Below are 12,771 nucleotides of genomic sequence, written 5' to 3' on the forward strand. Positions count from 1 at the left end.
GGCCTGATGGCCCGCTGCGTGCGAGATTAGTGTGTGGCGGTGCTGTCGTTGCCCTCGCCGGGGTTGCCGGTTGCCGCCAGATTCTGCTGCTCGCTGCGCAGGATGCGCGCTTTTGGCGAGTCTGCGGTGGCGTCATTGCCTGAACGCAGATAGTCGTAAGGCAGCAGCACGGTATCCATCACTGCGGAGAACGGCAGATCCAGCGCCACCAGCGGCATCATCGCCCAGCTGGTGTTGTCGTCCTTCAGCATGTCCACGCTGGCGCGGGTGCCGGGATAGTAACCCTGATTCGGGCCGGTATGGCTCATCACGCTGGAGCAACCGCTGGTCGCCAACAACATGCAGCCCGTCGCTATCGCTTTCATCGTCGTCATTAATCCATCCTGCAGGGTTGCTGTGCCCCTAAATTAAGCTGATTTATAACATCCTGTTGCTGCTTTAAAAGAAGCAAAATCCCGCTCTGTGGCGGCTCTCTCACTTTAGTGTAAGTGGTAAAAAAACTTTCACCTAACCGAAAAGCGCTTTTTTTGATCCTCGCCCGTTGAATTGATGAAATCAACCCCCATTTTATCATCAGAGCCGGATTGAGAATTTGCCGTAAGGGAATTCTGGCTTAATTAGCCTGTCCAGAATGGAAGGCGTATTTATTTCAACCTCGCTGAAGTGCCTTAGGAGGCTGTTTTATGCGTAATTTCGATCTTTCTCCGCTATACCGTTCCGCCATTGGTTTCGATCGCCTGTTCAACGCGCTGGAGGCCGGCCAGAGCCAGGGCAACGGCGGTTATCCCCCTTATAATGTCGAGCTGGTGGACGAAAATCATTATCGCATCGCCATTGCGGTAGCCGGGTTTGCCGAGCAGGAGCTGGAGATCACCACGCAAGATAATCTGCTGATCGTGCGCGGTGCGCACAATAACGAACCGGCAGAAAAAACCTATTTATATCAGGGCATCGCTGAGCGTAATTTCGAGCGTAAATTCCAGCTGGCCGAACATATTCAAATTAAAGGCGCCAAACTGGAAAACGGTCTGCTGTATATCGATATGCAGCGCATCGTGCCGGAAACATTAAAACCGCGCCGTATCGAAATTAAATAATTCCGTTTTCGCCGGCAGGAACGCTGTCGGCAAATATGCAGTAATAATCCGCCTGCCGTCAGGGGGCTGAATAAACACATCTCGCTTAATGAAAGGAGTTGTTCCTATGCGTAATTACGATCTATCCCCGCTTCTGCGTCAATGGATTGGTTTTGATAAACTGGCCAGTTCCATGGGGGGCCAGGAACCCCAGGGGTTCCCGCCGTATAACATCGAGAAAAGCGATGACAATCACTACCGCATTTCTCTGGCGCTGGCCGGTTTCCGGCAGAGCGAACTGAATATCGAAGTGGAAGGGCCGCGGCTGACCGTCAGTGGTAAACCCACGCCGCCGGAAAAACAGGTCGAGTACCTGCATCAGGGGCTGGTGTGCAAAGAGTTCCAGCTGACCTTCACTCTGGCGGAACACCTGCAGGTGTCCGAGGCCAAATTTGAAAATGGCCTGTTGCACATCGATCTGGTGCGTCAGGTTCCGGAAGCCTTGCAGCCTCAGCGCATCGCCATCGGCGCGACGCCGGAGCTGGAAGCCAAATAACCGACTGAAAAACGGTCATCATCATGCGGGGGAGATCCAGACGGATCTCCCCCGTTGCGTTATGTGGCGCACGCCACAGTCCCCCCGTCTGCCCGATGCCATAATCCTTGTTAATTGTGTGTCTATATCCGCAAATCCCATGTTCAACTTTGGCAAGGATGTGACCTATGAGCGATATCGCCCTGACCGTCAGCATGTTGGCGTTGGCGGCCGTCATTGGGCTGTGGATGGGGAACTGGAAGCTGTACGGTGTCGGGCTGGGGATTGGCGGCGTGCTGTTCGGCGGCATCCTGGTCGGCCACTTCGCCCAGAGCGGGCAAATCAGCCTGAACGGGGACATGCTGCACTTCATCCAGGAGTTTGGCCTGATCCTGTTCGTTTACACCATCGGCATTCAGGTTGGCCCCGGCTTCTTCTCTTCGCTGCGCGTCTCCGGTCTGCGGCTCAACGCCTTCGCGGTGCTGCTGGTGCTGACCGGCGGCGCAGTGGCGGCGGCGGTGCACAAGCTGTTCGACGTGCCGCTGCCGATCATCCTCGGCGTGTTCTCCGGCGCGGTCACCAACACGCCGGCGCTGGGCGCCGGTCAGCAAATCCTGACCGATCTCGGTTCCGATCCGGCATTGGTGGACGGCATGGGCATGGGTTACGCCATGGCCTATCCGTTCGGCATTTGCGGCATCCTGCTGGTGATGTGGCTGATCCGATTGGTTTTTCGCATCAACATCGAGCGCGAGGCGCAGGCGTTTGAAAGCAGCCTGGGCAATCAGCGCGAGCTGTTGCACGCCATGAACGTGGCGGTGCGTAACCCCAATCTGCAGGGCATGGCGATCAAAAGCGTGCCGCTGCTCAACGGTGAAGCGATCGTCTGTTCGCGCCTCAAACGCGGCGAGATGTTGATGGTGCCGGCGCCGCATGAGCGGCTGGAGCTCGGCGACTATCTGCACCTGGTGGGCAAACGCGAAGATCTGGAGAACGCCCGGCTGGTGATCGGCGAAGAGGTCGACGCTTCGCTGTCCACGCGCGGCACTGCGCTGCAGGTAGTGAGGGCGGCGGTGACCAACGAGCAGGTGCTGGGGAAAAAAATCCGCGATCTGAACCTGAAGCAGAAATATGACGTGGTGATTTCACGCCTCAACCGCGCCGGCGTGGAGCTGGTGGCCGGCAGCAACGTGACGCTGCAGTTTGGCGATATTCTCAACCTGGTCGGCCGGCCGGAGGCCATCGACGCGGTGACGGCAATCGTCGGCAACGCCCAACAAAAGCTGCAGCAGGTGCAGATGCTGCCGGTCTTTATCGGTATCGGCCTCGGGGTGCTGCTGGGCTCCATTCCGCTGTTTGTGCCCGGCTTCCCGGCGGCATTGCGGCTGGGGCTGGCCGGCGGGCCGTTGGTGGCGGCGCTGATCCTGGGGCGCATCGGCAGTATCGGCAAGCTGTATTGGTTTATGCCGCCGAGCGCCAACCTGGCGCTGCGCGAACTGGGCATCGTGCTGTTTCTGGCGGTGGTCGGATTGAAGTCGGGCGGCAATTTTATCGATACGTTGCTGCACGGCGAGGGGCTGACATGGATTGGTTATGGCGCGTTAATCACCGCCATTCCTCTGCTGAGCGTCGGCATTCTGGCGCGCACGGTGGGCAAGATGAACTATCTGACGCTGTCCGGCATGCTGGCGGGATCGATGACCGATCCGCCGGCGCTGGCCTTCGCCAACGGCCTGCATCCCACCAGCGGCGCCGCCGCGCTGTCTTACGCCACCGTATATCCGCTGGCGATGTTCCTGCGCATCATGTCGCCGCAGCTGCTGGCGGTGCTGTTCTGGACGTTGTAGTGCGGATCGTCTACAGCCGATAAGGCATCAACACGCCATTGTCAGTGCCGAAATCTTTGGGGTTGCGGGAGATGAGCATCCGGAATCCCACCTGCGCTGTGGCCCAGATAATGGCGTCTGGCAGTTTCACATGCTGTGAGTGGCGCAGTTCTACGGCGCGTTCGGCGACTTCATCGGTAATAGGCAGCAGCAGAAATTGCCCTAAAAACTGACGTGTTTTCAGCTCCAGTGCCGGACCCTGTTTTTTAGCACCTACCATCACTTCCATCCAGGTGATGGCGCTGATGGCCGGATTGATGTGATACTCGACCAGAACGTCCCTGGCTTGAGGAATGCCGTTGAGATAATCGATCAGGATATTGGTGTCGAATAACGCCCGTTGAGCCACCATTATTCCCACTCCTCGCGCTGACGATTTTCGTACTCCACGCCATCTCCCATCGCCCCGGACCAGAGTCCGAAAGCGTTGCTGGGATCTTCCACGTGGTTCTCCGTCAGATAGCGGGAGACTGCTTGACGAATGATTTCGGCCCGGGGAACGTGGCGGATATTTTTCAGATTATCGAGCTGCCGCAGGTCTTCTTCAGGTAAATCGATCACGATGCGAGTCATCGTTGGCCCTCCAAAAAAGATATACGATATATGCATCGTATATCTTTGTCGGTCGATTTTCAATCAGTCGGCGTTAGCCTTCCTGATGTGCGCGTTCGATCTCTTCCGCCAGAATAGCCACGCCGCGCTCGATTTTCTCCGGATCGGGCACGTAGTTCATGCGCATGCACTGGTGGGTATGTGGCCATTCATGCTCCAGCCCCGGGAAGAAGTAGTGGCCGGGCACCATCAGCACGCCGCGCTTTTTCAGGCGCTGATACAGCACTTCGGTGGTGATCGGCAGATCCTTAAACCACAGCCAGAGGAAGATAGCCCCTTCCGGTTTGTGGATCAGGCAGCGTTCCGGCGACAGGTAGCGGCGAATGATCTCGATGGTGTGCTCGACGCGCTGTTTGTAAAACGGGCGAATCACCTCGTTCGACAGGCGCAGCAGATCGCCGCGCGCGATCATTTCCGTCGCCATCGCCGGCCCCATGCTGCCTGGAGACAGGCTGATGATGCCGTTCATGTTGGTCAGCGCGGTGATCACCTTCTCGTCGGCGATCACGATACCGCAGCGTGAGCCGGGCAGGCCGAGCTTGGACAGGCTCATGCACAGGATGGTGTTCGGGTTCCACAGCGGCGTGGCGTCGCTGAAGATAATGCCGGGGAACGGCACGCCGTAGGCGTTGTCGATGACCAGCGGAATATCGCGCTGTTGCGCCAGCAGATCGAGCTTCATCAGCTCTTCGTCGGTGATCACGTTGCCGGTCGGGTTGGTCGGCCGTGAAACGCAGATCATGCCGATGTCATCGCCGATGGTGAGATGTTCGAAATCGACGTGATACTTGAACTGGCCGTCCGGCAGCAGCTCGATGTTCGGTTTGGCGGAGACGAACAGCCCTTCATCCAGCCCGGCATCGGCATAGCCGATATATTCCGGCGCCAGTGGGAACAACACGCGGCGGTGCGAGCCGTCGGCGTAGCGGCCGGCGAACAGGTTGAACAAGTAGAAAAACGCGCTCTGACTGCCGTTAGTCAGTGCAATATTCTGTGGCGAGATCTCCCAGCCGAGCTCGTCGCGCAGCAGATTGGCCAGCGCTTTCAGCAGCGCGTCCTTGCCTTGCGGGCCGTCGTAGTTGCACAGCGCTTCGGTCAGTTTGCCCTGGTCGAGCATCTCCTGGCACAGCTGTTTGAAATACGCTTCCATCTCTGGGATCTGTGCGGGGTTGCCGCCGCCGAGCATGATGGCGCCGGGGGTGCGCAGGCCTTCGTTCAGGTCGTCCATCAAACGGGTAATGCCCGCATAACGGGTAAATTTTTCGCCGAAAAGTGAGAAAGTCATAGGTGCAGCAGTACTGTTTTTTAGCAGGTAATCACCCACCATACCGCCAGATAAACCCCGCTGCAATGCGGCTGACAAATCGACCGGTGGGCACAAGTTTTGCCCTGCGTTCGATTAGCAGCATATTACGCTGGATTATTATGACCGTTCGCCGGCCCACGTCATTATCGCCTCAACCTTTCAGCCACGCGATTCAGCCACGCGATCTTAGGGTTGGCACAGGTTTTGCGGTCCCGACCCAGATCACACTTTTTCGCTGCATTTCATTAACACTATGGCAATTTATAACCATATCGAGTAACTTCCGCATCCGTTAAATTTATCTTAACAATAAAGATTGTCTAAACTAATGCTCGGAAAGGGATGAGTAGTGCGGTAGCGTGGATGAAGCCATGCCAAAAGCACGGCTTTCAAGGCGATTTTACTTGCCTGACCATAGTTTGGTTGCCAGTTTCGTCCCTGTCTCTCTACAGAGTAATCGGTTTGATGAGCGGTGTCTCCTGCTGGCCGGCATGGGGCATGTACGTTGCCGTTGCCGAAAATTGGCTATTTTTTATAAAAATTACTAATCATACTGCCCGCGAGGGAGCCGCAAATAGCATTCAGCGGCGTAACGCCAGGGGAGGGCGCTCTGTGTCCGGCAGATGCGCATCGCCAGGCATCGCAGCCCATTAGGCGGGTAGGGTTGGAGGATAAAGGTTTTGCGCCGATTCACCTGGCGTCATTTGAAAACCCGTATGCAGCGTAGACTTTCGCTCACCGCGTACAAGTGAGATGAGGTCAGGTAGCAATGAAAAACAGCGCAAGTCTGGTTTCGATAAATAAGTGGAAAAGAAATCTATAAAATTCTCTTTCGCACTTTTTAGCGTGCAGGAAGTTTAAAGAATAAATAATCAAGCTCTTTTATTTGTGAGATGAATTACTTCACATGAAAAACAGGGAAGCATTTGCTGTTCAATGTTCATGAGCATTGCGGTGAACATCAATATGTCGTTATTCCAATCAGAGTAAAAAGGAAGATTGCACGATGATTCGTGGTAACATTAAAGAGTTTGAGAACACACTTGAGTGCCGTGTGAGCGCATACCCCATGATGACAGATGTAGGGTATTGCAAATTGGCTTCGGATGACTTTAACCTTACCGATGCGCAAAAATCAGACTTAAGTATTATTCAGCGGCATTTCGATACGCTTGCTCTGGATCCCTACGGTGAAAATGCGGGGCGCTATCGGCAGCACAGTAAATATGTGCTCTTACCTTGCTTTAATCTCTTGATTCCTCAATCTTCCGAACACGCCTACAGTTACAAACAAGATGTCGGATTTAATGATGAAGTCGTTGAGGAGGCAAGGAAGTTTCAGCCTGTCCCAAACGAAATTTTGTCAAATAATCTGATCACGTCGCTTGTCCTGCATGATTTTAAAAACTCTCCGTTACATGAGTATGCTTCCACGATTCCCATGGAGGTCGGCATTCACTTCATCAGAATGAAAGCGACGGTTGATGCGCCGGGGATTTCCGTACCGAATCGACTTCATAAGGATGGCGAGCCTTGCACCTGGATACATTTGATCAATCGTGATGGTGTTTCTGGCGGTGAGAACATCATTACAGATAACACCAAGACGAACATCCTGTGTAATGAGGCGATGCTCAAACCGCTGGACTCCATCGGCATCGTTGATGATCTAGTCTGGCACCAGGTGAAACCGGTTCATGTGGATGGGCACGGTAAGGTGGGCTTCCGCGATGTCATATTAATCGATTTCACCCCGATGTTCGCGGTGCCAAATAACCCATCGTAATAAAGACTCACATGAACGGGGGGAGCCTTTATTCAAGGCATGCCCCCCACTTCCTGATACTCGAAAATAGGCAGTAACCGTGTTAGCAAAAGAAACTCTTGCCGTTCACAGCGGAACCATTATCGACGAAATGCATGGTGGCATTCTTTCTCCGCTATTCTCCGCGAGTTCTCACAAGCATCTTGATATGACAGAAGATGTCTATCCAAGACATGGTAACTTACCCAATCAGCGCGCCGTTGCCGAGAAGATGTGCGCATTGGAAAGCGGTGGTGAGGCCGCTCTGGTATTCAGTTCCGGTATGGCGGCTTTCGCGACGGCGATGCTTTCGCATTTAAAAGCCGGTGACCATATTGTTTTACAAAACGGCGTGTATTCAGGCGCGCTCAAGTTTGTACAGAATCATTTTGCAAAATTAGGTATCACATACAGCGTTTCGGAGAGTTGTGAAGTAGAGAGCATCATCGCATTAGTCAATTCGAATACGCGAATGATATATATCGAAACACCGACGAATCCATTGCTTAAAATCCTGAACATTGAGCTACTGATCCGATTCGCCAAGAGTCGGGGGGTGTTCACCATTATTGATAACACCGTGGCGACGCCTATCAACCAAAACCCTCTGGAATATGGCGTCGATTTGGTATTGCACAGCGCCACCAAGTTTTTGGGCGGCCACGGCGATGTGTCAGGCGGCGTGGCTGTCGGCAGTGAAGAGTCCATTGCTGCAATGGCCGAATATATGAATGACTTTGGCGGGTGTCTGAACGCGCAGTCATGTCATCTGCTTGAGCGAAGCTTGCGCACGTTGGCCATTCGAATGAATGCCATTAACCGCAACGCGATGGAACTGGCCAGCCGTTTAAATGAGCACCCTAATGTGACGAACGTGTTCTATCCGGGGTTGCCGAGTCATCATAATCATAGCGTAGCCCGCGAACAAATGAGGGGGTTCGGCGGCATGGTCAGCTTTGAAATCGCCCCGCGGTTTGACGCGACAAGTTTTCAGAAGAAGTTAAATCTCATCGTCCCTTCCAACAGTTTGGGGGATTTGGAGACCACGCTGAACTCGCCTTATCAGGCCTCATCGTCGTTCAGAAGTCTTAGCGAGCAGGAGCAGAAAAAATCAGGGATTACGAGGCAATTAATACGAATGTCAGTCGGCATCGAAGACGTTAATGACTTGTATGAAGATTTGCATCAAGCGCTCAAGTGAATGATATGGAATTAGAAATGCAAACAGGCTCAACGTTGAATAGTGATGAAGTTCACCGCATAGAATCTCTTTATGGGCTGACGGTAAAAAGCAGCGCCTTCTTGGGGATGGGATCCGGCAATACCAATTACTGCCTCGAAACGGATATCGGCCGCTGTGTTTTCAGCATTATTGAAGAGCAAAGCCGTGATGACGTTGAGATCATGGCAAAGACGCTGGTATGGCTGGAAGCACATGATTATGAGACCTCCTTGCTGGTCAAACCCAAAGGGCAAGAAAGCTATTCAATTATATTAAGGGGTAAGCACTCTCTATTAAGAACCTATATGGATGGCGCCGTCCGCCGGGATTTTAACGAACATATGCTCAGGCAGCTCGGCGTTGCCATGGCGAAACTGCATACGATCCCCGTCCCTAATTTCTTAACAGACTCAGTCTTCTATGAGCAGAAAAAGTTCATGGATGCCCTCGATGCCAATATCGATCAGGATTATGAGCGCTGGGCCAAAGACAGACTCAGGCATCTTGCCGTAGAACGCATCAGCGGCTTACCTACCTCTGTCATCCACTCCGATCTTTTCTACGACAATATGCTGTTTGAAGGCGAGCAGTTCGTCGGCATGATAGATTTTGAGTTGACCTGTATTTATCACTCCGTTTTCGATATCGCCATGGCGATTGTCGGCACCTGCGGCATCAATGGGACGCTGTCGCCGGAAAAAGCGAAGCATATCATCGCGGGTTATAATTCTATAAGAATGCTTGAAGCGCGCGAAATTAAGGTGTTGAAAACCTATACGGAATACGCCGCCATCCTGACATCTCTTTGGCGTTATTGGCGGTATAGAATCTATCAGCCGGGTGGTGATAAATCTGATAAATATCGCGAAATGACAAGCCTGGCTAAAAGTATTGAACGCACCGACTTCTCACAAATTTGCTGACACGTTCCCTTCATAAAGTAAAAGGGCGTCGAGCGTAAATTCGACGCCAAGACAATCGAACGTTAATATTCGGCCCTGATTATAGTATGGAGTAACCCGCTGCATGGACATCAAAGACACGAAAAAAATCGTCATCCTCGTTGACGCCTACTCATCCGGAAATGATGTGGCACCGGAATTCAATAAAAAAGGATACGGGTGCGCGCACATTCAAAGTCGAGAAGATATCCCGGCGAAGCTGCTGAATAGCTACAGAGGGGATGATTTCTTTATCAGTTTGCAATACACGGGGGATGAGATCCTCAATCAATTGCAAGAGTATGATGTTATCGCGGTGATTGCAGGCTGTGAAACAGGCATTGAACTCGCAGATCATCTGGCTGAGCTTCTGGGCCTGCCCGGTAACGATACCGGCACGAGCCGTTCTCGCAGAAATAAATACCTGATGCAGGAGTGCCTGAAAAATAGCGCGATCAATCATATCCCCACGCACCGGTTAACTACCCTTAACGACGCCACGCAATATGCGACCGAGCTGTTTAAAAAATACCGGAAGCTGGTCCTAAAACCCGTTGACAGCGCAGGCACGGACTCCGTTTTTGTTTGCAAAACGGTTGAAGAAGTTGAAGCTCATGCAGGTGATTTGTTCAAAAAAAGCAATCAGCTCAATTTAAAAAATGAAGTCATTATTCTGCAGCCTTTTATTGAGGGGGAAGAGTACGTCGTCGATACTGTCAGTTATCAAGGCCGTCACAAGATCTGTGCAATATGGAAGATGGGCAAGGGCAGTTACAACGGGGCCGATTCCATCTGTGAGTTCACCGAACTGACCTCCTTCGATGCGCAGAATCACGCTCAGCTCAAAGATTACATCTTTAGCTGTCTGGATGCTTTAGGGATCACGTTTGGCGCAGCGCACTCGGAACTGTTTTTAACCAAAGACGGTTGGACGCTAATTGAAACCGGGGCCAGACCGCACGGCGCGGGTTTTCCGGCGTTGTCATCCCTGGCGTTGAAGCGCACGCAGATTGACGAACTGGTACTGAGCGTGTGTTCAACCGAGGCATTCCTGGAAGCGGTCGCAGAGGAATATAAACCGTTAAACTATTTAAAAATTAAAGAGCTGATATCTTTCAGCGCTGGCACTATCAAGGCCGTTAAGCATGTCGATACCATCGCCGGTTTGCCATCCTACAAGAAATCAAATCTGCCGGATGTTGATCAGGAAATAAAACTCACGACGGACGTTTACAGCTCTCCGGGCTGGATTGCGTTAAGCCACCGTTGCGCCGATCAGCTCAATGCCGACTATCAATATATCGTTGGCCTTGAAAGTAAGGGCATGTTTGAAGTCTATGAACAGTAAAATCAAGGCGTCCGGCCCAACGTACATTCTTGGATATTGCATCCTGGGTGCGGCCATAGATGTTTTTCTCTCAGGTTTGTTGCAGAGCATCGATCTGTTCGTATTATTGTTTTGGACTTTCACCTTGACCTGGCTCGGTTTCTTTGTGATCTCCGTGCTGTTTTTCCCCGTCAAGCTGCGAGCTTGCCTCAACGCCTGGAAGTTAATTCTATTATTGAATATCTCTACGCTGGGAGCTTGGGTTGGGCTTTTCGTTGGGTTGAAATGGACGGAGCCCTCCATTCTGGTGGCGATGCTTTTTGGACTGAGCCCGATCATTTCTGTTTTCATTGAGATTTATAACCGAAACTCGGTGGGTGTAAAAAACATCGTTATAGCCGTGATGCTGGCTTTTATTGTCGCCGTGCTGATGATATTGGCCGTGAAAGGGCAGCGTTTTAACCCCTTCGATTCAAACACCCTATTTGTTCTGGCGCTTGGCTTAGTGTGTCTCGTCACCTCAACCTGTATGGCTGTCGGCACCTATATTGCAAAATCATTGTCCAAAAAAGCGTTTAACGCCGTCAATATTCAGTCGTTCAGATTTCCCTTGCTCATTGGCGTTTGCGCGCTGATGTTGCCGAGCGAAGGCGTATTGGCAACGACGCAATCCAGCTTCTGGATGTACCTGCCGATCATCGTCATATTAGGGAATATATTGCCGCTATGGATGCTGCAAAAGGGTATTGAACTCACCAGCGCCTTGACCACCAACATTATTGTGAATGTTTCACCCTGCATTACGCTGTTGCTGGAGGTTTTTGACCCGTCGATAGCCTACAGCCATATGAAACTGGCGGTGTTGGTGATGCTGCTGCTGGTCATGCTGATCGCCAATGACGACGTGGGCAAATTTGTCGTCAGCAAGATAAGGGGGAAGCCCGTGAGGTTGACGGAGTGAAGATACTCCGTCGATAGCCGCAAAAAGCGGCGAGGCCGGCGATCCGCAGATCGCCGGCCTCGATAAGTTATTTCTGCAACAGCTGCGGGTTGACGCAGTTTTCTTTCACCGTGCCGGTCAATGCCGCGATCAAGTTATCCACCGCGCAGGCGGCCATGCCGTAGCGCGTTTCATGGGTGGCGGAGCCGATGTGCGGCAACGCCACCACGTTCGGCATGCTGAGCAGCGGCGAGTTGGCCGGCAGCGGTTCTTTCTCGAACACATCCAACCCCGCGGCGTGGATCACGCCGTTTTGCAGCGCTTCGATCAGCGCCTGCTCATCCACCACCGGCCCGCGGCCGGCGTTGATCAGAATGCCGCTTTTCTTCATCTTCGCCAGCTGATCGCGGCCGATCAGATGGAAAGTTTGTTCGGTCAGCGGCAGCGTGATGCAAACGAAATCCGACTCGGCCAGCAGGGTATCCAGATCGCAGCGACGGGCGTTGAAGCGTTGCTCTGCCTCTTCGTGCGTGCGGCGGGCGTTGTACAGCACCGGCATGCCGAAGCCGAAGTGCGCGCGCTGCGCCAGCGCCAGGCCGATGCGGCCCATGCCGAGGATGCCGATGGTTTTGTGGTGCACGTCGACGCCGAACCAGTCCGGCCCGATGCTGCCGCGCCATTCGCCGGCCTTGACCCGTTCCGCCACTTCCACCACCCGGCGCGCCGTCGCCAGCACCAGGCTCATGATGGTGTCGGCGACGGTTTCGGTCAGCACCGTCGGGGTGTGCATCAACAGCACGTTATGGGCGTTGAGCGCCTCGACGTCGAAGTTGTCGTAGCCGACGGAAACGGTCGAGGCCGCGCGCAGTTTGGGCGCCTGCTGCAGGAAGGCTTCGTCAATTTTGCCGCCGGAACCGATGATCCCTTCGGCCTGCTGCAACGCCTGGCGCAGTTCCTCGCGGTTCTCCGGCTGCAGGCCGTTGAACGCGTGTACGGTGAAGTGCTGTTCCAGACGTTCACGCAGGTCGGCGGGCAGGCTTTTGTACAATACGATAGAAGGTTTCATCACGAACTCCAGCTGGGCCAAAGGGGGCATGGCGCCCCCTCGGGTTGATTGACAGA

General features: G+C 53.3%; 13 protein-coding genes. 8 read left to right on the top strand and 5 right to left on the bottom strand.

Annotation, left to right across the window (positions count from 1 at the left end; translation table 11 throughout):
* Positions 1-26: 26 nt before the first annotated feature.
* Complete coding sequence (locus ACSBQV_RS19350) at positions 27-374, bottom strand: YceK/YidQ family lipoprotein (protein ID WP_016929593.1); 348 nt, start codon at positions 372-374, stop codon at positions 27-29.
* Positions 375-683: 309 nt separating this feature from the next.
* Between ACSBQV_RS19350 and ibpA the strand changes: the two genes are divergently transcribed.
* The 3 genes from ibpA to ACSBQV_RS19365 all read left to right on the top strand — a co-directional run bounded on the left by ibpA (position 684) and on the right by ACSBQV_RS19365 (position 3,458).
* Positions 684-1,097, top strand: a complete 414-nt coding sequence (gene ibpA, locus ACSBQV_RS19355) for a small heat shock chaperone IbpA (RefSeq protein WP_004933919.1) — start codon at positions 684-686, stop codon at positions 1,095-1,097.
* A 106-nt stretch (positions 1,098-1,203) separates the two neighbouring features.
* On the top strand, positions 1,204-1,632 hold the full coding sequence (gene ibpB, locus ACSBQV_RS19360) for a small heat shock chaperone IbpB (RefSeq protein ID WP_004933922.1): 429 nt from the start codon (positions 1,204-1,206) through the stop codon (positions 1,630-1,632).
* Between the two features lie 167 nt (positions 1,633-1,799).
* On the top strand, positions 1,800-3,458 hold the full coding sequence (locus ACSBQV_RS19365; RefSeq protein WP_042783386.1) for a putative transporter: 1,659 nt from the start codon (positions 1,800-1,802) through the stop codon (positions 3,456-3,458).
* Positions 3,459-3,468: 10 nt separating this feature from the next.
* Here the strand turns inward: ACSBQV_RS19365 and ACSBQV_RS19370 are convergent, their stop codons facing one another.
* From ACSBQV_RS19370 to ACSBQV_RS19380, 3 genes are all read right to left on the bottom strand, one after another.
* Positions 3,469-3,849: a type II toxin-antitoxin system VapC family toxin gene (locus tag ACSBQV_RS19370; protein WP_025304766.1), complete on the bottom strand. Its 381-nt coding sequence runs from the start codon at positions 3,847-3,849 to the stop codon at positions 3,469-3,471.
* A complete protein-coding gene (locus ACSBQV_RS19375; protein WP_025304767.1) occupies positions 3,849-4,070 on the bottom strand; it encodes a ribbon-helix-helix domain-containing protein in 222 nt (73 codons plus the stop codon). The genes ACSBQV_RS19370 and ACSBQV_RS19375 overlap by 1 nt, the downstream gene beginning before the upstream one ends.
* A gap of 73 nt (positions 4,071-4,143) precedes the next feature.
* Positions 4,144-5,394, bottom strand: a complete 1,251-nt coding sequence (locus tag ACSBQV_RS19380) for a valine--pyruvate transaminase (RefSeq protein WP_099785151.1) — start codon at positions 5,392-5,394, stop codon at positions 4,144-4,146.
* 1,027 nt (positions 5,395-6,421) lie between these two features.
* Between ACSBQV_RS19380 and ACSBQV_RS19385 the strand changes: the two genes are divergently transcribed.
* The 5 genes from ACSBQV_RS19385 (at position 6,422) to ACSBQV_RS19405 (ending at position 11,670) form a co-directional block, all read left to right on the top strand.
* Complete coding sequence (locus ACSBQV_RS19385; protein ID WP_033645137.1) at positions 6,422-7,201, top strand: 2OG-Fe dioxygenase family protein; 780 nt, start codon at positions 6,422-6,424, stop codon at positions 7,199-7,201.
* Between the two features lie 79 nt (positions 7,202-7,280).
* On the top strand, positions 7,281-8,420 hold the full coding sequence (locus ACSBQV_RS19390) for a trans-sulfuration enzyme family protein (RefSeq protein WP_099785149.1): 1,140 nt from the start codon (positions 7,281-7,283) through the stop codon (positions 8,418-8,420).
* A 5-nt stretch (positions 8,421-8,425) separates the two neighbouring features.
* On the top strand, positions 8,426-9,364 hold the full coding sequence (locus tag ACSBQV_RS19395) for a phosphotransferase (protein ID WP_080273428.1): 939 nt from the start codon (positions 8,426-8,428) through the stop codon (positions 9,362-9,364).
* Positions 9,365-9,467: 103 nt separating this feature from the next.
* On the top strand, positions 9,468-10,730 hold the full coding sequence (locus tag ACSBQV_RS19400; RefSeq protein ID WP_099785147.1) for an ATP-grasp domain-containing protein: 1,263 nt from the start codon (positions 9,468-9,470) through the stop codon (positions 10,728-10,730).
* Positions 10,720-11,670 carry a hypothetical protein gene (locus tag ACSBQV_RS19405; RefSeq protein ID WP_099785145.1) on the top strand — a complete coding sequence of 317 codons (951 nt, stop codon included), beginning with the start codon at positions 10,720-10,722 and terminating at the stop codon, positions 11,668-11,670. Before ACSBQV_RS19400 ends, ACSBQV_RS19405 begins: the two co-directional genes overlap by 11 nt.
* A 67-nt stretch (positions 11,671-11,737) precedes the next feature.
* Here ACSBQV_RS19405 and ghrB read toward each other — a convergent pair whose 3' ends face one another.
* Positions 11,738-12,715, bottom strand: coding sequence for a glyoxylate/hydroxypyruvate reductase GhrB (ghrB, locus tag ACSBQV_RS19410; RefSeq protein ID WP_099785143.1), 978 nt, complete (start codon positions 12,713-12,715; stop codon positions 11,738-11,740).
* Between the last annotated feature and the right edge of the window lie 56 nt (positions 12,716-12,771).

This window comes from Serratia sp. B501, from assembly GCF_051172315.1.
Classification (GTDB): Bacteria; Pseudomonadota; Gammaproteobacteria; order Enterobacterales; family Enterobacteriaceae; genus Serratia; species Serratia ureilytica.

Bases quoted from the DNA above. Each gene is read 5' to 3' on its own strand.
- ACSBQV_RS19380 (WP_099785151.1), bottom strand. From the start codon at position 5,394: ATGACTTTCTCACTTTTCGGCGAAAAATTTACCCGTTATGCGGGCATT.
- ACSBQV_RS19350 (WP_016929593.1), bottom strand. From the start codon at position 374: ATGACGACGATGAAAGCGATAGCGACGGGCTGCATGTTGTTGGCGACC.
- ACSBQV_RS19405 (WP_099785145.1), top strand. From the start codon at position 10,720: ATGAACAGTAAAATCAAGGCGTCCGGCCCAACGTACATTCTTGGATAT.
- ACSBQV_RS19370 (WP_025304766.1), bottom strand. From the start codon at position 3,849: ATGGTGGCTCAACGGGCGTTATTCGACACCAATATCCTGATCGATTAT.
- ACSBQV_RS19375 (WP_025304767.1), bottom strand. From the start codon at position 4,070: ATGACTCGCATCGTGATCGATTTACCTGAAGAAGACCTGCGGCAGCTC.
- ibpB (WP_004933922.1), top strand. From the start codon at position 1,204: ATGCGTAATTACGATCTATCCCCGCTTCTGCGTCAATGGATTGGTTTT.
- ACSBQV_RS19365 (WP_042783386.1), top strand. From the start codon at position 1,800: ATGAGCGATATCGCCCTGACCGTCAGCATGTTGGCGTTGGCGGCCGTC.
- ibpA (WP_004933919.1), top strand. From the start codon at position 684: ATGCGTAATTTCGATCTTTCTCCGCTATACCGTTCCGCCATTGGTTTC.
- ACSBQV_RS19400 (WP_099785147.1), top strand. From the start codon at position 9,468: ATGGACATCAAAGACACGAAAAAAATCGTCATCCTCGTTGACGCCTAC.
- ACSBQV_RS19385 (WP_033645137.1), top strand. From the start codon at position 6,422: ATGATTCGTGGTAACATTAAAGAGTTTGAGAACACACTTGAGTGCCGT.
- ghrB (WP_099785143.1), bottom strand. From the start codon at position 12,715: ATGAAACCTTCTATCGTATTGTACAAAAGCCTGCCCGCCGACCTGCGT.
- ACSBQV_RS19395 (WP_080273428.1), top strand. From the start codon at position 8,426: ATGGAATTAGAAATGCAAACAGGCTCAACGTTGAATAGTGATGAAGTT.